The sequence below is a fragment of the Candidatus Photobacterium acropomis genome, assembly GCF_030685555.1.
Taxonomy (GTDB): Bacteria; Pseudomonadota; Gammaproteobacteria; order Enterobacterales; family Vibrionaceae; genus Photobacterium; species Photobacterium lucens.
This window is the reverse complement of record NZ_CP131608.1, coordinates 1,321,198-1,342,296: the sequence shown is the minus strand read 5'-3', so window position 1 is coordinate 1,342,296 and position 21,099 is coordinate 1,321,198. Positions and strand designations below refer to the sequence as shown.

The window sequence follows — 21,099 nt, the reverse complement described above, 5'->3', positions numbered from 1 at the left end:
GATAGTCTCACTACGTTTGTTATGTTGATACCGAGTAAGACGAGCCAGATTCTAAAAAGACGAAATTATTTTTCACAAAGTAAAGAAAACGCGGTTTTAAAGGTTACTGATACTTAGCGGCAGTAATAAATTGACCAAAAGACTCGCACCAGACGATCACTGTATTGTATTTGGCGATATCAATATTTTGAGGCACATTTACAACAAAGTTATTAAAGGTTTTCACGTTACCCACTAGCACCATATTGGCTTTTTCTTGATTAAATGCAGCTTCGGTTTCAACAAACTTAGGTGATAGATACAACTTATAATCAGGCCCTGGAGCGAGTTTTCCCATTAAGGTGATTGCTGTTGGCGATAGCGATACTTTCCCTTCGCCCCAATGAAGAAAATCACTGCCAGCTAAATCACGCTTAAATTCTCCAGAATACTGTGCCTGTGTTGAAAGGTTAGTGACTTCAGAGGGTGTTGGCGCAGTTGGTGCCGTCAAAATAGGCAGTAAATAGATCCCAAGCGCAACACCGAATGCACCTGCCAGTAAGTGAGTGATAATAAGTGTGATTGTCTTTTTGAACGCCATAAGTCTGCCTTTTCATTTCTCTTTTAATGAGCTTATGCAATAACATCTATTGGAGGCTTCTAATTATTAAGCTTTATATTTAATTTATGTAGATTTGTAATGTTTGAAATCATTCTCTTTTAGATGCGTTTTATAAACGACTTTTCTTGATAAGAGATCTTTACGAATAGCAGCAACAAAGTTTCCAACGGCTTTTTCTTTTTCGTTATCAGTTTTGGGATGCTGATTATCTTTTACTGTATCTAAAAAAATATATGCTTTATGGATAACGTCATCTGGGCAATACAGCCAGCATTTATTGACTTCCATTAGAAATTGAGATTTAAGTTCTTTTGCTAATTTTGGGTCAGTTCCTTCATAGAAGCCTTGTAAGCATCTTAGGAGTTCTTTATAAGATTCTTCTTTTCTGTGATATTGTTTCCAAATCCTTTTCCGCCATTCATTTACAAACCACGCTATGACAGCTCCAAATAAAGGTGCTGCAAATTTCCAAAACTCAATTGATAGCGCAATTTCTTTCATTTCGTCCTCTTAGTTACATCAATTATTCTTATTTATATGAAAAATAATACTTGCTTAGTAGCTAAACTATATAGAATAAAACTGTTACTTTTCGTGATCCTTATAAAAGCATTATATATTTAATGTCAGTGTATTAATAAATAGACAAAAAGCCCGTAACGATCACTCATTACGGACTTTGACTTATTGTTGTTTAGTTAACGATTAGAGTTTACAGACAAATTTCCATGCGCTGTCGCTTGCAGATGGTGCTGAGTTGATCCACCAGTTTGCTTGCCATAAACCACTATTGTGGATCACTTGATCGCCTGTCGCAGCGTGATCGCCTTTGGGTAGTTCTGGGTAAGTAGTGGCTTTTGAAGTATCAACACCGGCTTCTTCACATGTTTTGCCTGTTCCACCGTTGCCTCCTTCATCGCTTGAGCCTTCAAATGCTGGCAGGGTTGGGAAGTCTTTCTTCAAGCCGATTGTTTCTCCGTCGACTTTAAAACGAATACCGTTAGCTACACCAGAAACAGGGGTGTAGTACACCATAGACACAACATATTCACCGCCAGCAGGGATAGATTCCGTTGAACGTAGTGTTACTGCCACTTTATGGAAGATCTTACGTTCGCCATCTACATTGAAGTTACTACCCGTATGACCGCTTTCAACCACGTTTAGCCCAGCGCCAGACCAGTCTTTAACAAGATCGCCTGTTGAGGTTGGCATTAGGAATTCAATCGTTGTGCCACCAGGGATAGTTACGTCTGAATTATTTGTAAATACCAGTTTCGGATTAATCGGGTAGTTACTGTCGCCAGCCGGCCATTCAGTTGTTTTGACTGATACATCAATCACTGAATCTGGTGGTGGCAGAGAGTTGTGATTAATGTCCATCGGTGCTGCGGTTGAGAACACTTCATGGGCGTAATCTGTCATGTCTGAGCCCATTTTGTATTCATTTTTCACAGCATCATAGCTGTAGTCCCCAGCCATTTCCCATACCATCATGCCACCTAAGCCAGTGTCGATGATATAGTCCAGTTTTGGTTTGAGTGAGTCTTTATCTTCAATACTTAGGAAGACTTTCTTCGATTCATTCCATAGCCATGCGGTTTGTAATTCGTGACTCCAAACACGCTCGTATTCGCCTTCGATCAGATCTTTCGGGTTATTAGGATCTAATCCCCACGCTGGGCCGTAACTTGGCATACCATCGATACCGAGTTTCTGTGCATGCATAAGGTTCATGGCGTGCCACATTGGAGCGACACCTGCTTTGATTTCATTGCCTTGTTTATCAGAATCGTGCCAGATGTTATCAGTCCCTTCTGCGCCCCAACCACACACGGTTGTACCTTCAGGGCAACTTGCTTGGTTTGGCTCTACTGCTTTACCCCATAAGCCTTTCTCGCCACCAGTAACACCTTGCCAACCTCGGGTGTAATAAGGGATCCCCATGTTGATTTGGCTTGGTTTAAACGCACCACGGAAGTAATGGTGTGCCCATGCTTGGTTAAGGTAGCCAATGCCTTGGTATTGATCGGCAGTGTAAACGCCCCATTTAGCCAATTCTGCATCTTTGCCATCATCAAACAGTGGTGCTTGTGGGCCAACAAATTCGTTCCATGTACCGTGTAAGTCGTAAGACATGATGTTGACGTAATCAAGTACGTCTTGCATTGCGAAGTCTTCCATACCACGTAGTAGGTACGCCGATGATGGTGAGGCAATGGTTAACATGTAGCGACGACCGTCTTCTTTACCTGCTTTATCAAGCTGGGCACGAAGCTCTTTCATCATCACCATGTAGTTTGTCCATAGTGATTCTCGACACTTGTTCGACATTTCAAAGTCGATTGGGTTACCTGAGTCTTTCATTGACGACGGGTATTCGTAATCGATATCAACACCGTCAAAGCCATACTGACGGATAAACGCTACGGCTGATTTACTAAACTTATCAATGCCTTCTAAGTTCACTTCACAGGTAGCAAGGTTTGTGGTCATTGGGTAGAAGTTGGTGGTTTCCGCCCAGCCACCGACAGAGATAAGGGTTTTTACATCTGGGTATTGCTTCTTAAATTTGCTCAGTAAGTTGAAGTGACCTTGGTATGGCAAACTTGGATCCATTTCAGCACCTTCAACACCTTCCCATGTCATCTTGGTCGCAGAGTCATCAACAGTTAGCTGGAACTCATCTTTACTGACACCAGCAAAAGCGTAGTTGATGTGTGTGAGCTTATCCCAAGGTAGATCATCTGCTAGGTAAGCTGGTAAACCATTTTTACCAGTGCGCCATGAGGTGTAATAGCCGATGATACGACGAGGGTGATCGTCACCCATACATTCGGTGCCATCTTCTCGGTAGATCTGTTGAATGTCACAGCTTAAGTTGCCATTACCCATTTCAATGGCATTGACTGTGATCACACCTGTTGATGTGCTGTGGTTTGCAGCATCTGTTGCAATAGCTTCAATTTGGTATTCACCTTTGGTTTCTGGTGTCCAAACCGCTGTAAATGGCGCATGGTTAACTATTGCAATGGATTGACCGTTAACACGGATCTCAACTGAAACCAGATCGTCATTCACATCACTCGCTTGTGCCGCAATAGTTAATGGCTTGCCAATAAACACTTGTTGACCCGGACGTGGGCTGTTTAAAGTAATCACTGGGGGTTGTGGTTCAACTGCTTTTTCTACCACTTCGATAGTGACGTTATCTGATGCGCTTAACCCTGTTTTATCAAAAGCTTTTACGCTAATAACATGCGAGCCAATAACGTCTGCTGTCCAGTTAAAGCTGTAAGGAGCTGTGTTACTGGTGGCGATATTATTGCCATTAATGTGCAATTCAACATGGCTTAAATCGTTGTCGAGATCAGCGGCTTTTGAAGTAATAACAATGCTATCACCTTCGGTAAATACGCTACCTGAATGCGGTGAAGTCAGACGAATGGTTGGGGCATTAGGCTCAACAGGGGGAATAACACTGTCTTTAATGACAGAAATGCTCACTTGTTGTTCTGCAGTAATGCCGGTGATATCGGTAACAACAGCTTTTACCGTGTTTTCACCTTCGTGAGTTGCAATCCAACTGACGTGATAAGGTGCTTTTGATACTTTGCCAACTTCTTGGTTATTGACAAGGAACGTCACGTGCTTGATTTGCGTATTCGTTGCTTTGGCATTCGCTGCCAGTAGTACGCTTTCGCCCAGCTTAAATTGTGCGCCTGCGGTTGGTGATGTCAGGGTCACATCGACGAGTGGCTCATTACCTTCACCGCCAATGGTTTCTACATTCAAGCTGCTTTCTAGTGAAGCAAGATCCAATACACCATTCACACCAAGTGTTAACTTAATAGCTCCTCCGACAGGCAGTTGCGTTTTAACCCAGCTGCCTTCATCAAAGCCCAAAGTAAGGGTGTTAGCAAACTGTTCACCTTGACCATTGCTGGTAAAAGTCATGGTTGGGTAGCTGATGTCTGTCGCTGACCAAGCTGGTGATGATATTGAAAGGTTTGAATTGAAAGTGATTTTTGCATCACGCAGTTCAACGACTTGGCTGCCATTATTGGTTAAGGTGACTTGGTAGGTATTCCACCATTGGCTTTCTGTGCCAACAACGACTGATTCAGTATTAATTGTGGCATGTGCAGGCAGCGCCATACTAATTGATGCAGCTAATAAAGTAGGAATTAGCGCAAGTGTTTTTTTATTCATGATACTCGACACGGTTATGGGGAAAGTGTGAGCAGTATATGAGCGGCATGATCAAAGATATTTCTATGCGTGTAACAAAATGTAACAGAGCAAATAAAAGCAGCGTCAAAAATATAACATTATGATAATTAGATATTTTACATGATTCTGACATTGAGTTTGAAAGTAAAAAATTATCGGAAGCGTGATCTAAATCTGGCTAAGCAGCCTTTTTACGATGAGCTAAAAATTGGCACTGGAATAAAACAAAATGATGGAGTAGTGCATAGCTGCCAAAAAACTGGCTGATACAAATATTTACACTCATCTATAAATACAGTATGGTGTTCTGTATGATTTAAAGTGGAGGTCGTGAAATGATGTTGGTCAGGTGGTGTGTAATATTTCTTATTGTTGGTCTACAAACAGGGTGTGCGTTTTTCCCGCGCGATGTTGCAATAAATGTTGAAGGGAAAAGCACTTTGCATTTAACTCCGCAAGATTACGATAAATTGTATATTTCCCCTGTCCAGGTCACACAAGCCAGTGATCGCCAAGTTTCTAAACGTATTGTGAACCGATTAGAACGGTCGATTCACGATGATCTACACACTAAATTCGCTGATAGTGTGAAGGTGGTTGAATCCATTGATGAGCGAACCTTACAACTTGATGTTGCGTTAGCGAAAGTCCATACATCACTAGAAGATATGAGTATTGGTGAGCTATTTCCGTACCGTGCCGCATTAGAAGGGATGATTTTAGTGTTAGGTGAGCGTGATAGAGATGTACATGTTGCCGCCACTTACCGTTTGAAAGACGCCACTACACAGAAGTTACTCGCGGAAAGGGAAACCTTGTTTACTTTAGAAGCGGTACTTGAAAATGATGAAGCACATTTGCAGTATCATGAGCTACAGTCGCTTAAACCTAAGATCCAGCAAGATATTGTGTTATTTGCCACTCAAGTTGCGGCAAGTCATATTCATACTCAAAATATAAATAGCAAAACGCCCTAACTAGTAGGGCGTTTGGTTTAATGGGGAAGAGGATTAAACAGCAACACTGGTCGGGTGTAGGTATTGCTGCCAAGCTTCTTGGTATAAGTGCAATGATTCTTGACGTAGGTTTTTAATTTTCTTCTCTTCAAACTCTGTCAGGGGGCGTTTCTCATGCAGAGCTAAACGTTCCATCTTCTGAATTTGCTCATAAATATCGTGTTCTTTACCATTTTTAACATCAGAGATGTCTTTCAGGTGCAGTTGCACTTCAGCAATGATTTTGCTGTGTGGTAGTTCAACCAATACATTTAAGTCACGGTAGCCTGAGGCGGTTGGTTTTTTAAAACGGTTTTTAACACCCACAACGGTTGCTTCTTTATTCAGTAATTCGAATGATTGCACCAGCGATGAAATGTCTTCAGCAACTAATGAAGCACGTGCAATATCAGTAATTTTGTTGGCTTGGCCATTTAGCTCTGTGGCAATTTTTTGTTGTGCACGTTGTGCTGACTTTACTGGTGGAATCAGTGCTTCAGCAGAAGAAACAAGACAGATACTACGCATTAATTGCTCAAGTTCTACTTGTGCTTGTGTTGATGCTTGGTATAGCGCATCAAAATCATTGTAAGGTTGCGTGATGTTGTCACTTTTCCAAGATTGAATGCTGTATAAGCCACTAATATCGCGCTGAAAGGCTTTGCGGCTTGCTTGTGATAGGCGCGTAGGTGATGGTTGATCAGTAATTGTATATGCAGGTGCTACAGCAGGTGCTGCAACAACCGAACGACTTAACATACAGAATAGAATGAAGCTTGTACGTAAAGCAGATTTTATATCCATTAAACAACTCCCAACGATATTGCTTTCTTGCAATATCAACACACAAAAAGGGGTAACAAAGGTGGTGTGTTTTGTCGTGCTTTATTGTCTAAATTGATACTAACAATATAACCTGAATGAATAGTAAACTCTGTGTCAATATCCATGAAATGATAAAAAAACCGCATATAAATGCGGTTTGGATCACATAATTGAAGGTTGTTTTATTAGCTGACTAGGCTTAAAGGCGTGGTGTAACTTTCCCAAGCTTGAACATAAAGCGCTTTTGATTGTTGTTGTAGACGCTTTATTTTCATCTGTTCAATGTCATTTAATTCTCGATTTTGCGCCATGGCTAGTCGTTCGATACTTTGGATCATCTCGTAGATGTCATGCTCTTCACCATTTTTGATCTCTGCAATGGCTTCAAGATGTAATTGAATCTCGGCAACAAGGCCGCTGTTGTTAAGGCGTACCAGCATCTTAATGTCGCGATAGCCAGAGGCTGCAGGCGCACTAAAACGGTTCTTAACTTCCAGCAGTGACGCATGCTGTGCAATAAAATCATAGGTTTTGATCAAATCTGAAATATTGTCACACACTAGGCTGCCACGCACGATGTCTGTTAATTTATTAGTATGACCATTTAGTTCTGTGGCAATTTTTGTTTTAGCACGTTGTTGAGACTTAATGCCGGGTAGTAGAGCTTTCGACTGACTGTAAAGCGCGCTGGTTTCTAATAGCATATTAAGCTCTTGCTGAGCTGGAAATGCATGTGTGTATAGCACACTTAATTGATTGTAAGGTTGTGTAATATTGTGCGCACGCCAACTAGGAATCTGCTGTAGCTCGTTGATAGAATGCGTTAAGTTATGTAGCGTTGATTCGGTATGAATTGCTGTTAGTTTGTTTACTTGCTTGTGAGCTGAAGGCTGAGGCAAGGTTTGAGCAATAGGGTTACGACCAAAAGTTAGTAGCAATAAACAACATGTAGCACGAGCTACTGAATGAACAACCATTTTTACTCCTTTAGCACAGTCCTCTAGCAAATGGCGGCTGAGGCTGTGGTTTATCTTTGAACGTCCTGTTCTGGCAGTAAAGATAATACGGAATGTTGTTTTTTGGTAATAAAATTCGTTATTTTTTTTAACCACAAAACAACATTGTGAGTAGGGTCATAAAATAAAGGGCTTTAAAAGGATAATTATGCTTTTATTGGAAGTCTTAATTAGCTTTTATTGTTTAAATAATATGCAATTCAATTTTTTATAGTGTTTAATCGTAGGGAATATAAGTAATGCAGGAAAATCTATTAATTGGCTTTATCGTTATTTGGGTTGCGTTAGTGTTGGGGAGTGTGATGCTTTTTCAACGCGGTAAAGATGTGGCACGTAAACGCAAGCTTTGGCCAATTTACACCGTGTTCAGTAATGTGGTGATTGGCGCTTTTATTGTTTATATGCAGCCGCCGACAATGTGGATGATAGCGATTTTAGTGCTGCTGGTACCATTAACCTTACTTACTATTCGTTCAACTAAATTTTGTGACAGTTGCGGACAGGCGAGTCGCTCACCTTTCTTTATGAAGCCACCACAAGTATGTAGCCACTGTAATAAGCCGCTTAGCTGATCAACGCTATAGAATCAGTCACTAAAAAAGCCATCATGACTCTTCTACTCAAAAGAAAGACAATGATGGCTTTTTGTTTATGGAGGATGCTTTAGACGAGGTTTAAGCTTTCGCTGTCAGTGGAAAGGTTTCAAATTGAATACCTGACCAGCCAAACTTCATGAAGTGGCGAATGTTCTGATGATCGTTATTTTCAGGATGTGCTAATACATCGTTACGATAGTACTGACCAAAACAAGCCAATGTTTGCGACTCTGAAAGCTGGTTTAACTTCGCAAAAGCAAAAATTTTGCACGAACCTTCATTAGTGCCAGCATCATTTTTTAGTGTATCGTTATCCAGACCATTGTAAAAAGTGGTGGCTTGATAATCGTAATGCTCTGTGATCACAGCCATAACTTGTGGAAATTCTACACTTTCAGGTGTGTCTTTAAGTGCTTGTAGTAATGCGTCCATTTGAGTTTTTCTCCTTATAAAAAAGGTCAGATTTGATCTGACCTTTATGTTACAAAATTGATTATATTGCAAAATCAATAGCGATTAAGCTGACTTGATTAACGCTGCTTTTTCGCTTGGTTCTTAAGCTCGTAATCTAACTCGTCTGGGTAGATCACTAAACCTTCTTGATCTTGAATTGGGAACACCACGATAGCCAGTTCGTCATCTTCAAGGCCATGAGTCCAACGGCTATGCCATTTATTTAAAGAAATAGACTCAGCTTTACAGTTATCCCATTCACCGGTTGCCCATGCCTCGGCAAACTCTTTGTTTGGCCATACAGGTACGCAATCTTCGTCGTCTGTATTTAGCATTACGCAGCCGTGTTCATCGATTAGGATCCAAATTTCGCGGTTAGCGACAACTTCTTTTACTAAATGCTTATAACGCTTTTCTGCATCAAAACCTTGGATTGTTTCAATTGCTGTCGCATCTAATGGCGTAGACATGATGTGATACCTTGATGATTATGTTGATTGGTTGTAAGAATAAATCAAAATAGAACAGAGATCTTGTTTTATCCTGTTGATATCACAATTTAATGGGGTTTCGCTATCTTCTGGTGCAAGATCCTTTTTAGGTTTTAATACTTTACTTAGTTAACTACACAAGGAGTACGTGTTGTTACGTTTGTTGATGTCTGCTGCTACGGCTATGTCATTATCATTCATGATGGCGGGATGTAATTGGGTCTATTGGGATGAAGATTTTGACAGCTATAAAGATCTTTCTTTGACCAATCCTTATCCGTTTCACAAAGTAGATCACTTTGATCCCCAAACTGGGGCAGAGCAAAATGAGGTGATGGTATTAAACAATGGGCTGGTGGCACTCCAAGCGCGTATTGATATGATCCGTAGGGCGAAACAAACGATCGAAGTGGAATACTTTATTTTCTCTCCCGATATGAGTGGGAAAATCTTGGTACAAGAGTTGGTAGATGCCGCTAAAAGAGGTGTAAATGTTCGGATCTTGATTGATAAATCCGCCACTGTATTTGAGTTTGATGAGTTTTATGCCGAAGGATTGAAACCTTATGGGATAGAAGTGCGTTATTACAACGCCGCGCCTATCTATTATATATCGACCATTAACTTTCGTAATCACCGTAAGCTATTAGTAGTAGATGATCATGAAGCGATCACTGGTGGCCGTAATGTTGAAAATGATTATTACGATTTATCAGAGCATTATAATTTTCTCGATCGTGATTTATATGTTAAAGGCTCAATAGTGAAAGCCATGCGTGCTTCCTTTGATGCTTTTTTTGATCATGACATCAGTGAGCGTTATCAAGCCCCTGATATCCCGATTAGCCGTATTGATTTACAAAAATATGAACGAAAAGTGTCTGAAGTAAAAGCTTTCCTCGCACACAACTCAGATGAAGCTGATACTCGAGCAAAGATTGAAGCGATTGCTCGCCCAGTATTAGCGTCAAAATTCTTATATACTTGTCCAGAAATGACATTTACTTCTGATGCACCGGGAGGCTCGTTTTGGACACGCTTTAAAGATCCATATAGCGATAACTATCGTTTTTTGCGTAAGACCATTTTCGATAAGGTGATGACGGTAGATAAGGGGCTGATCCTTGCGTCACCGTATTTATTGAATAACCGTAAGTCTGAGCATTTAATGCAAGTGTTACTTGATAAGAATATCGATATGACCTTGTACACCAATTCATTATCGTCAACCGATGCCACCTATGTAGCAGCCCAGCTTTATACTCATGTTTACGATTGGCAAGCCAAAGGGATGAAAGTGTACCTTCATGCTGGTGAGTGGTTAGATGAAATGGCAACAGTTAATCCTTCAATCCAATCGGCTCGATGGGGCATGCATGCTAAAACTCAAGTCTATAAACGCCGTGGTGATGGACAAAATGAAATCATGGTGGGGACTTATAATATTGATAATCGCTCTAATCACTACAATGCTGAAATGGCGTTATTTTGCCGAGGTAACGATCAGTTGGTCGCCGAAATTGAACAAAATATTCTTTCTAGGGCGAATAATGGCTATCAAATTGTCGGTGAGAATAAAGCCATTGATGGTCAAGGATATGCGGTAAATGTGTATGGCGCAGGGGATCCTGATACCACGAAAATGAAATTTATGTGGTTACCTTCATGGCTGTTTAATTTCTTACTATAATTAAAATGTAAATATAGCCATACAATAAAATACAAGTAATTAGATATTAAAAAGATATTTATATCTTGTATTTTATTGTCAAAATAAAAATAGTATCAAAATATTACGTAAAAAAAAGATCTATAGTGAATGAATAAGGTTATGAAATAGAAAATATATTATTTTTTTTGCATTTTAAAACGCAAAATAACTAGTATATTTTTTGTTTATGTCTCGCTATTAATACGAGGCATGATATTGATTTATTGCCTATATTATAAAAAAGAGGGAAATAAACGATATTAGAAAAGGTGACCTCAATGGTAGCACAGTGTGATAAAAAAACATTTAAAGCTCGACTCGTTGCTATTGGCTGTACTTACGAACCTTGGATTGCGTTATTGGAACAAACTGGATGGAAAACACATTGTTGTTATGATCTTCGTACTGCTGATGCCATCTTGGAAGAATACAGTCCTTGTATTTGTATTGTAGACCTAAGCAATAATGATTTTAGTTTGAACAGTATTTCTTTAAGGGCAAATAAAACAAAGCAAGTGAAATGGATAGCTGTTATTAAAAAAGAGCAGCTAGGTATGGATGCAATATGCCAATTTATAAATAATTACTGTATTGATTATTTTTCAATTCCTATTCCATCAACGCATTTACTAGAAACTGTCGGCCACCAACTAGGGATGTTAGAAATTGAAGCTAACTCTTGGACAGAAATAGATGCTCAACAAGATGTTGGTTTATTTGGAGAATCTAAATCGATTAAACATTTAAGAGACATGGTACGTCGTGTTGCAATGACAGATGTAAATGTCTTTATTAGTGGTGAGCAAGGTACCGGAAAAGACTTAATCGCAAATTCAATTCATAATTTGAGTAAGCGTAGAAACGAAGGTTTCGCCATGATTAACTGTGCATCACTGACCGAAGATGATGAAAAAATCGCTTTTCTTGATCCAGAAAGTAAACATGTCACAGAGCATACAATCAAAGCGGGAACCGTGTTATTAAACGGTGTTGAAGAGTTATCTAAATCGCTACAACAAAAGCTGCTAGCTTATTTACAGCAACCTACTAATGATACATTAGATGATACAAGAGAGTGTGACGTACGTGTGATAGCCTGTTCAAGTGCAAATTTAGAGCAGGCGATTGCGAACGAAACATTCAGTAAGGAACTGTATTATCGCCTTAATGTTTTCCATATTTCAGTTCCTACGTTACGCGAAAGAGGGGCTGATATCATTGCTCTAGCAGAGTACTTTTTGCAAAAATATTCGAGAGAATACAATACAATCGCAACGCAATATAATGAAGAAGCCAAGCAACTATTGCTGAGATACAATTGGCCAGGAAATGTGCGCGAACTGATTAATCAAATTAAGCGGGTTTCATTATTAACCGATGGTAATGAAGTTGGAGTAGAACACTTTGACTTACCGAAGAAGATTAATATGAAACAAAGCTTGAGAAATATTAAAGATGAAGCGGAAAAAGACGTACTGGTTGCAGTATTAGAAACGCATCGAGGTCAAGTTGCATCAGCGGCAAAAGACTTAGGTGTATCTCGTGCCACTATGTATCGACTGCTGAATAAACATAATATTGTTCCTGATGTTCGTTACTATAATGGTTCGAATTACGCGCAAGATTAATGTCTTACCAATACAATGAAGCCCACTTATCAATGAGTAAGTGGGCTTTTTTGTATCTTTATTATGTATCAGCAAGAGTGAGATTAAATAACAGCGGGCAGTGATCTGTTAGTTGGTATTGTTCAACTTGATGTTTAGCAAACTGAATTTGTTGAGCGCTATTTAATATGAAATGAACACTACTAAAACCATGATCGATAAGTTGTTTGTATTGTCGGTAATACACGCGATTATTTTTGGTCACTTTAGCAAGACAATTACCATTGATATTCTGACTGAGCCATTTGAGTGGTTTATTAGCGGAACTTGAGATAAAGCCATTATTGATTGATGGTGACTGATTAATACGGTGGTTAAAGTCACCCACGACAATAAACGGTACTTGCTTCGTTTGTTGATTATTTACCCATTGTTGAACTATTTGGCGTTGTAAATTTAATGTACGGCAGGCTTTCTTTTTATTATTGCTTAGTTGTTTTGGATAAAAGCAGCCAGATTTGAGATGAAGGTTGGCTATTGTTATCGCATTATTGTTCAGCTTTATACTGATTACAGCGCCATAACGTAATTTTTGCGAGTAATGTGAGGTTAGACCAAGTGCTTTAGTAGGCGAGCTGAGCTCGGTTATATCGGGTAGTTGTTTTGTTATTAAGTGCTTTTTAACCGCAAAGCCTGTGAATTGATTGACGCCATTGAATTTGTCTTCCTTACTCATCGTTCTTGATGACATAAATACTTGATATTGATCTTTGGGGATCACTCTATAGAGGCTTTTCGCTGAATTCACTTCTTGAAAGGCGAGTATATCGGGTTGATGAGTGAAAAAAATTTGCCTTAATACTTGGTAGTCTTTTGTTGTTCGTTGTATGTCGTTTTGGGGATGATCCGCTAACCACTGCAAATTCCACGTCATTAGCGTTAATGAATTAGCCTGACAAACACTAGCGAATATGAATTGAATCGCAAAAAAGAATAAATACGGGATCGGGTACTCCTTATTTTTACGTTAAATTTGAAAGCCTTATTATAATATTTATTGTGAAAATTTAGTTTCACTGTTACTGGTAAACGTAATTTTCTGGAGTGAGTTATCACATCACTTGAAAGCCACTCTCAATAAAGTATGCAGTGTGTTATCTCAAACAAAATGTATGGGTTATTGTTTGTACTTGGGTATAGCCACACTGTTAGCTCCCTCTTAAAAAGGAATCAAAGATGGAGATATTACTGCTTGACCCCGAAGTTGCGTGGGGAAAATTTAAGATCCTTGCGTGGTTTGCTGCTTTATCTATTGTGTTGGTCTATATCGTGCTCCGCGTAGAAGCCTATATGAAATGTAAGTCATTAACGGTTAAAAGCGTTGTGCTTAAGTGTTCTTTTCTACCGATATTATTTTTAACCGCAGGCTACTTAGAGCATTTAGATCGATTTTATAGTTTTGCAATTCAACCTAATGGCAATGTGATTTTGAATTATGTCTTTCCAGAAGGAAAAAAGGTAGCGCTACAGCCAGAAAAGGCATGGATAGATCATGATCGTGCTGGGTGTGCTGTGTATATTAAAGCGCAAGGTGAACGCTATAAAAGTGTAATGTCGGTACGAGCATCTAAATGTCGACAAGCCGTTGAAGCCATATAACAAAACAGCCACTGAACGTTATCAGTGGCTGTTTATTATACCTTGTTCAAGGTGTTGACTAAGCAGCAATATAGCAATTACGCCCAGCTTCTTTGGCACGATATAAATTGTTATCCGCCGTTTCGATAAATTGTGTTGGACGTTGATTGGGATCGTATGCCGTTATGCCTTGGCTAATAGTGACGATATTACTAATATTTGAACTCGGGTGGATAATGGCGACTTTAGATAAGTTTTCTTGAATACGTTGTGAAACAAGAATAGCACCATCTAAATCGGTATTTGGCAGTAATACAACAAACTCCTCTCCGCCATAGCGAGAGACACTATCTATTCCTCGTAGTAGGCTAGCATCAATGATTTTGGCTACTAGTTTCAGGCATTCATCTCCTGCAATATGTCCTTGGGTGTCATTAAATTTCTTGAAGTAATCAATATCAATCAAAATCATCGAGAGCGGAATGTTGAGTCGTTTCGCGGTATTGATTTGTTTATCCAATTCCAATTGAAAAAAACGTCGATTTTTAATTTGTGTTAATTGATCACGAGAAGCGAGATGATTAAGCTCTTTTAAGAGTTTCTTATTCTCATGTTCTTGCTGCACACGATTACTAAACCAACGATAAAGTACACGTCGACCTGATTCGACGATAATGGCGGTAACAGCGAGCTTCTCAAATGAAAAGAGATAGGTGAGCCTATCATCTTGCAGAGTCACCCAAGTGCTAAATATTAAAATTGGCGCTACTGCTAAATATAATGCATCGCGATAGGTATAAAAACCGAGCAAAGCAACCATAATGGTGAGGTTGGCAATAACCTCTGCTGTCAGTGTTGAACGGGAAAAACTGCCAAGAATAAAGACGGTTGCTCCCCAACTTAAGCCATAGACAAAGGTATAACATGCAGCAACATAGCGGTAGTTGGATGGTTCTGACGTTCTATTGAAATAGGCTAACCCAAACAGAGAAAGTACTATTTGCCAACAAAACTGAGCGGTGAGTACATATGTAGCTTTATGATTTTGGCCAATGTGGTCAATCCATAATGTGGTGAGCATTACCGTTAAGATCATAAGAGATACTTTTGAAGCCCATAAAAAACCGATACGTAGGTTTTTATAGGTCACTCTATTGATCCGCTGTGTAAATGTTAAGCCATCCATTTATTTTATAAATCTACCTTTCTAAGTGGTCAAACAAGTTTACTTCATTAGCCGTAAAAGCAAGAATTTTTTCTCAATTTTTTTTCTAAAATGACCAATAAACTTATTGACAATTGTATATAAAAAAACGCTTTCAAAAAGAATTTTGTGACGTATCAAATGCATCGCTCGCAACGTAATCTCTCTTTAGCAGATATTGATTTGGATCAATGTTTGTTTTTGGAAAATCTCGCCTAATACCCACATCTTGTTGTCACGCATATACCGAATGCCTATATTTTGTGTTTGTGTGACACTGTCATGAATATCGAGTATTTAGGAGCCTGGTGTGAAACTTGTTGTGATTAAGCGTGATGGCTGCCGTGTACCTTTCGAGATGCAACGCATTAAAGAAGCGGTTATGGGGGCAGCTAAGTCAATCAATGACATGGAAATGAGCGAAGCGTATGCAATGTCTGTAGCTGAGGCTGCACTGGCTCAATTCCAGCATGCTGAAGAAGTAGAAATTCACGCCATCCAAGATGCTGTAGAAAACCAATTGATGGTTGGTCCTCATAAAGCCGTTGCTCGTGCTTATATTGAATACCGCCATGATCGTGATATCGCACGTGAAAAGAAAAGCCGTTTAAACAACGAAATTCGCGGCTTGATTGAGCAAAGCAATGCTTCTTTGTTGAATGAAAATGCAAACAAAGATAGCAAAGTGATCCCAACTCAGCGTGATTTATTGGCTGGTATTGTTGCTAAGCATTACGCGACTCAACATCTATTACCACGCGATATCGTAAAAGCGCATGAGTGTGGCGATATTCACTTCCACGATCTGGATTACTCACCGTTCTTCCCAATGTTCAACTGTATGCTGATTGATTTAAACGGCATGTTGACGCACGGCTTTAAAATGGGTAACGCAGAGATTGATACCCCGAAATCTATCTCTACAGCGACGGCAGTGACAGCTCAGATCATCGCGCAAGTTGCTAGCCACATTTATGGCGGCACGACGATCAACCGCATTGATGAAGTATTAGCACCTTACGTTGCCGTTAGTCATGAGAAACACTTAGAAGTGGCTAAAGAGTGGGGCATTGCTGATCCTGAGGCTTTTGCTAAAGCTCGTACGGAAAAAGAATGTTACGATGCATTCCAATCACTAGAATACGAAGTAAATACACTACACACGGCTAATGGCCAAACACCTTTTGTTACTTTCGGCTTCGGTTTAGGTACGTCTTGGGAATCGCGTCTAATTCAAAAATCTATTTTGAAAAACCGTATTGCGGGTCTTGGTAAGAATCATAAAACAGCAGTATTCCCTAAACTAGTTTTCGCTATTAAAGATGGTTTAAACCATAAACAAGGCGACGCTAATTACGATATTAAGAAGCTGGCGCTTGAGTGTGCTTCTAAGCGTATGTATCCAGATATTCTTAACTATGACAAGTTAGTCGAAGTAACGGGATCATTCAAAACTCCAATGGGTTGTCGTAGTTTCCTTGGTACTTACGAAGAAAATGGTGAATTGATCCATGAAGGTCGTAATAACCTTGGTGTGGTAAGTATCAACCTACCTCGTATTGCACTGGAAGCGAAAGGTGATGAAGCACGTTTCTTCGAGTTATTAGATGAGCGTTTAGCCCTATCTCGCCGTGCGCTTGATGCCCGTATCTCTCGCCTTGATGGTGTGAAAGCACGTGTTGCACCAATCCTTTATATGGAAGGTGCTTGTGGTGTTCGTCTTAAAGAAGATGATGATGTTTCTGAAATCTTCAAAAATGGTCGTGCTTCTATTTCACTGGGTTACATTGGTATCCATGAAACAGTGAACGCATTGTACGGTAATGAAACACACGTTTACGACAGTGAAGCACTACGTCAAAAAGCAGTCGCTATTGTTAAACGACTTCGCGATGCAACTGATGCATGGAAGAAAGAAACTGGTTACGGTTTCAGTTTATACAGCACGCCAAGTGAGAACTTATGTAGCCGTTTCTGTGCTATTGATACGAAAGAGTTCGGTGTTGTACCAGGCGTTACAGATAAAGGTTACTACACTAACAGCTTCCACTTAGATGTTGAGAAGAAAGTTAACCCTTACGATAAGATCGATTTTGAAATGCCATACCCTGAATTGGCGAACGGCGGCTTTATTTGTTATGGCGAATACCCGAATATTCAACATAACGTTGAAGCGTTAGAAGATGTGTGGGATTACAGCTACAGCCGTGTGCCTTACTACGGTACTAATACACCTATTGATGAGTGTTACGAGTGTGGCTTTACTGGTGAGTTTGAATGTACAAGTAAAGGTTTTACTTGTCCTAAATGTGGCAACCATGAACCATCAAAAGTATCAGTAACACGTCGTGTATGTGGCTACTTAGGCAGTCCTGACGCGCGTCCATTTAACTTCGGTAAACAAGAAGAAGTGAAGCGTCGCGTTAAACATATGTAATTTCATCTGCATATGTGAAGAGCAAATAAATGAAGAAGTGCCTTAAACGGCACTTTTTCTTTTTAAGATTATTATTGAACAAAACATTAATGAGTGTAGGTGGCCTAAATGAATTATCACAATTATTACCCTGTCGATATTGTTAATGGACCGGGCACTCGTGCAACGCTATTTGTTTCTGGTTGTATTCATCAATGCCGAGGTTGCTATAACCAAAGTACATGGCGATTAGATGCAGGGCATTGTTTTGATCAAGCCATGGAAGATCAGATCATTAATGATTTGAACGATACACGTATTAAGCGTCGTGGTTTATCGCTATCTGGTGGTGATCCACTACACCCAAATAATGTGCCTGACATTTTGAAACTGGTAAAACGGGTTCGTAATGAGTGCCCAGGTAAAGATATTTGGCTGTGGACGGGTTATACCTTAGCGGAGTTATCGGAACAACAGCGTGAAGTGATCGCATTGATTGATGTGATTGTGGACGGTAAATACGAAGAAGATAAGCGAGATCCATCTTTGGTTTGGCGAGGCAGTGAAAACCAAGTTATCCACTACCTTAAATTACAAGGCTAAATCTTATTGTATCTTCAACCATTATCATTTAATGATGTGGTTATTAATAATATTTTTGTGTGTAAAATTCATACAAAAGGTGTGATTTTTCACAGTGTTAGTAAAGTTATCCACTGTTTCTGTGTATAAGTATGGGAAAAGACAGTGTATGACTTTACTTTTTATGTAACGTGATTAATACGTTTAAAACATGCCAACTTTTCATTTCTGAACACTTTTTTAATAGTTTTATTAGTAAAGCATCCTATCCAGTTAAATACATTTCATTGTTAGATCATGCTTCAAAAAATAGAAAGTTGACAATTTCTTGCAACGATTGTGTGAAGTGATAGGTAGCACAGTTTTTTATAAATTTTCATTTATTATATGATGTGGTTATTGATAGTATAATTAACTGAAAAATAATAAGAAATTAAGATAATTCTCAAAGATACTGAACAATTTATTAACGTAGAAAAGAATCGTTATAAATAAATGCTATCAGTACATAAATTATCAGTATCGAACATATTAAAGATAAGAAATAGTTATGACTGCATACCGAGTAATGTCACAGCTTTCATCAAATAAGTACCTAGTTGCAGTGTCTAATGTCTTCATTATGGCACTGCCGTTAGCGTTGATTTCTACATTCTGTGAACTGATTGCTCTGCTTACAGATCATTATGAGTATGAATCACTGAGTGGCACTATTCGATATGTGGGCGAAGCCACCGGGTTAATGTTTCCAATTTTATTGAATTTCTATCTTGTTACCTATTTATCTTCAGTCAAACGGATACCTAAAGGGCTCTCAATCGCCAGTGCACTGACAGTGTATTTTGTTGTGTCATATCAGTGGGGCTTTATTTCCGCCATTATGCCGTTGCCTAACAGTTTCCCTTTATCATTACTAACGGCCTATATTACTTGTGATCTCATTTATCGCTTAAAACAGTTTCGTATTTTTAGGGGCAGTGAACGAGATTCTGTTATTGATAGCTCTGTAAATATGTTAGCAGGAGCGGTGGTTTCTATTGGCTCGGTGATCTTAGCAAGTCACGCTTTGTATCTGGTTTACAATACAATATCGCTACCTTTCAATATCATCCCATCGTTAGATCCAACCTCATTTGTTGATGGTTTTATTTATGAAGTATTACGTGGACTATTTTGGTCGGTAGGGATCAATGGTCATAATGTTTTACATATGTATAAAGCCGAATTGTACGATATCACAATGATGAACATTTCGGCTTGGCATAACTTTGGTGTTGATCTCAATATCATCAGTACTAACTTTTATGACTTTTTCACCGGTATTGGCGGCAGTGGTAATTTGCTCAGTCTGGTGATTTGTATGCTGTTATTTGCCAAAAGTGATGGTTATAAAGTGTTGGCGAAAGCATCATTGATCTTGTGCATTTTTAACGTTAATGAGCCTGTATTGTATGGTGTGCCAGTTATTTTTAACCCCATTATGATCATTCCTTTCCTTGTGGCACCTGCAATTGGCTTTGTTGTTGCTTATGGCGCCATGTATTTCGGCATTGTGCCGCCATTAAGCGAAATTCAAAGTTGGTTAATGCCACCGATATTGAGTGGTTATATGGCAACCGGTGGGGCAATATCAGGAGCTGTTTTACAAATCGTGATCATTGCGATCGGCGTGGCTGTTTACTATCCATTCTTTAAAGTGATGGATAAGCGCAATTTAGGTATTGGTGTATCGGATGTGTTTTCAAACCGTTTATTCACCAGTGATGAAATTGAAGTGAAAACCCGATTAACGAGCTTTATTCCGTCATTGCATCAAAATCTAAAAGCGCAAAAAGAAATAGAGCGGTTACAGGCAGAAGGGGAATTTTTGCTCTATTTCCAGCCTCAGGTTGATGTAAAAACCAATAAAGTGATCAGCTTTGAAACACTCATCCGTTATCAGGATAACGAAGGTAAAATTTTACCGCCGACCTTTCTTGCTGCATTTAATCAGTTAGGACTTATGCCTGATCTGGATTTTTGGGTGTTTGATAAAGCATTGCGAGCTGGAGAGCGTTTTGCACAGGTGAATGAGAACGTAAAACTATCCATTAATATTTCACCTGATACCGTGTTGTCGAAAAATTTCGTATCAAAGATCAAAGCACATATTGAAGAAAGTACACTGACATTTTCTCAAATCGAGATAGAGATAACAGAAGAGTTGCTGGTACAAAATGAAACAGATGTCGCTCGTGTGATTGATGAGCTTCATGACTTGGGAATAGCAGTTGCATTGGATGATTTTGGTACAGGTTACTCGTCGCTAGCGTACTTATCGCGCTTTGATTTCGATAAGGTGAAAATTGACCGTACACTCGTCTTAAACTTAGATACACAACGTGGCCGTGACTTATTTAGCCTTGCTGTACAGCTTGGTAAGATCAGTAATGCTGAGATTGTGGTCGAAGGGGTAGAAGAGTTTAAAGAAGTGGAATTTGTCGCTTCAGTCGGCGTGCGTTATATCCAAGGTTATTATTATTATCGTCCAATGTCGCAACAAGATATTTTCGCTCAGAATCTATTGAAAGACTTTGGCTCAGAGCAAGATGAAAGTAAGGGCACTCAGGCCGCTGTTATGGATAGTGCTTAAGGTTTGTTTGAAGGTTAACTTGCTTAACGGAACATTAATCAGGCTAGATAAAGTGTTAATACTTCCATATTGATGGGATATACGGTAAATTTCGTGTCC

17 protein-coding genes are annotated in these 21,099 nt (G+C 39.3%); 8 read left to right on the top strand and 9 right to left on the bottom strand.

The features are described from left to right. Nucleotides 1-103: 103 nt before the first annotated feature. The 3 genes from Q7657_RS06070 to Q7657_RS06060 all read right to left on the bottom strand — a co-directional run bounded on the left by Q7657_RS06070 (nt 104) and on the right by Q7657_RS06060 (nt 4,813). Nucleotides 104-580 carry a DM13 domain-containing protein gene (locus Q7657_RS06070; protein WP_107166277.1) on the bottom strand — a complete coding sequence of 159 codons (477 nt, stop codon included), beginning with the start codon at nt 578-580 and terminating at the stop codon, nt 104-106. Between the two features lie 84 nt (nt 581-664). Continuing rightward, a complete protein-coding gene (locus Q7657_RS06065) occupies nt 665-1,102 on the bottom strand; it encodes a hypothetical protein (protein ID WP_107166276.1) in 438 nt (145 codons plus the stop codon). Nucleotides 1,103-1,306: 204 nt separating this feature from the next. Beyond that, the gene (locus Q7657_RS06060) at nt 1,307-4,813 is read right to left on the bottom strand and encodes a glycosyl hydrolase family 18 protein (RefSeq protein WP_107166275.1); all 3,507 of its coding nucleotides are present in this window, start codon (nt 4,811-4,813) and stop codon (nt 1,307-1,309) included. A gap of 356 nt (nt 4,814-5,169) precedes the next feature. Between Q7657_RS06060 and Q7657_RS06055 the strand changes: the two genes are divergently transcribed. Then, on the top strand, nt 5,170-5,811 hold the full coding sequence (locus Q7657_RS06055) for a DUF3313 family protein (RefSeq protein WP_107166274.1): 642 nt from the start codon (nt 5,170-5,172) through the stop codon (nt 5,809-5,811). Between the two features lie 33 nt (nt 5,812-5,844). Here the strand turns inward: Q7657_RS06055 and Q7657_RS06050 are convergent, their stop codons facing one another. Continuing rightward, entirely contained in the window at nt 5,845-6,633 is a 789-nt protein-coding gene (locus tag Q7657_RS06050) for a nucleotidyltransferase family protein (RefSeq protein WP_107166273.1), read from the bottom strand. Nucleotides 6,634-6,839: 206 nt separating this feature from the next. Next, nucleotides 6,840-7,631, bottom strand: coding sequence for a nucleotidyltransferase family protein (locus Q7657_RS06045; protein ID WP_107166272.1), 792 nt, complete (start codon nt 7,629-7,631; stop codon nt 6,840-6,842). A gap of 278 nt (nt 7,632-7,909) precedes the next feature. Here Q7657_RS06045 and Q7657_RS06040 point away from each other — a divergent pair, with 278 nt between their 5' ends. Next, nucleotides 7,910-8,242, top strand: coding sequence for a hypothetical protein (locus tag Q7657_RS06040; protein WP_060989615.1), 333 nt, complete (start codon nt 7,910-7,912; stop codon nt 8,240-8,242). Between the two features lie 102 nt (nt 8,243-8,344). On the opposite strand, the gene Q7657_RS06035 is transcribed toward Q7657_RS06040, so the two are convergent. Both Q7657_RS06035 and Q7657_RS06030 read right to left on the bottom strand, forming a co-directional pair. Next, nucleotides 8,345-8,698, bottom strand: coding sequence for a HopJ type III effector protein (locus Q7657_RS06035; RefSeq protein WP_107166271.1), 354 nt, complete (start codon nt 8,696-8,698; stop codon nt 8,345-8,347). Nucleotides 8,699-8,796: 98 nt separating this feature from the next. After that, nucleotides 8,797-9,189: a DUF2750 domain-containing protein gene (locus tag Q7657_RS06030; protein ID WP_023934679.1), complete on the bottom strand. Its 393-nt coding sequence runs from the start codon at nt 9,187-9,189 to the stop codon at nt 8,797-8,799. A gap of 169 nt (nt 9,190-9,358) precedes the next feature. Between Q7657_RS06030 and Q7657_RS06025 the strand changes: the two genes are divergently transcribed. Next, nucleotides 9,359-10,900 (top strand): phospholipase D family protein, encoded by a 1,542-nt coding sequence (locus tag Q7657_RS06025; RefSeq protein WP_258178265.1) that lies wholly within the window; start codon nt 9,359-9,361, stop codon nt 10,898-10,900. Nucleotides 10,901-11,199: 299 nt separating this feature from the next. Then, nucleotides 11,200-12,549 carry a sigma-54-dependent transcriptional regulator gene (locus Q7657_RS06020; RefSeq protein WP_053989327.1) on the top strand — a complete coding sequence of 450 codons (1,350 nt, stop codon included), beginning with the start codon at nt 11,200-11,202 and terminating at the stop codon, nt 12,547-12,549. Between the two features lie 61 nt (nt 12,550-12,610). Here Q7657_RS06020 and Q7657_RS06015 read toward each other — a convergent pair whose 3' ends face one another. After that, nucleotides 12,611-13,462: an endonuclease/exonuclease/phosphatase family protein gene (locus tag Q7657_RS06015; RefSeq protein WP_107166270.1), complete on the bottom strand. Its 852-nt coding sequence runs from the start codon at nt 13,460-13,462 to the stop codon at nt 12,611-12,613. Between the two features lie 302 nt (nt 13,463-13,764). Here Q7657_RS06015 and Q7657_RS06010 point away from each other — a divergent pair, with 302 nt between their 5' ends. Further along, nucleotides 13,765-14,187 carry a hypothetical protein gene (locus Q7657_RS06010; RefSeq protein WP_107166269.1) on the top strand — a complete coding sequence of 141 codons (423 nt, stop codon included), beginning with the start codon at nt 13,765-13,767 and terminating at the stop codon, nt 14,185-14,187. A 58-nt stretch (nt 14,188-14,245) separates the two neighbouring features. Here the strand turns inward: Q7657_RS06010 and Q7657_RS06005 are convergent, their stop codons facing one another. Then, on the bottom strand, nt 14,246-15,316 hold the full coding sequence (locus Q7657_RS06005; RefSeq protein ID WP_258178264.1) for a GGDEF domain-containing protein: 1,071 nt from the start codon (nt 15,314-15,316) through the stop codon (nt 14,246-14,248). Nucleotides 15,317-15,680: 364 nt separating this feature from the next. Between Q7657_RS06005 and nrdD the strand changes: the two genes are divergently transcribed. The 3 genes from nrdD (at nt 15,681) to Q7657_RS05990 (ending at nt 21,000) form a co-directional block, all read left to right on the top strand. Next, on the top strand, nt 15,681-17,807 hold the full coding sequence (gene nrdD / locus Q7657_RS06000; RefSeq protein WP_107166267.1) for an anaerobic ribonucleoside-triphosphate reductase: 2,127 nt from the start codon (nt 15,681-15,683) through the stop codon (nt 17,805-17,807). A gap of 108 nt (nt 17,808-17,915) precedes the next feature. Next, the gene (gene nrdG / locus Q7657_RS05995; protein WP_107166266.1) at nt 17,916-18,389 is read left to right on the top strand and encodes an anaerobic ribonucleoside-triphosphate reductase-activating protein; all 474 of its coding nucleotides are present in this window, start codon (nt 17,916-17,918) and stop codon (nt 18,387-18,389) included. 529 nt (nt 18,390-18,918) lie between these two features. Beyond that, nucleotides 18,919-21,000, top strand: a complete 2,082-nt coding sequence (locus tag Q7657_RS05990) for an EAL domain-containing protein (protein ID WP_107166265.1) — start codon at nt 18,919-18,921, stop codon at nt 20,998-21,000. Nucleotides 21,001-21,099 lie beyond the last annotated feature (99 nt).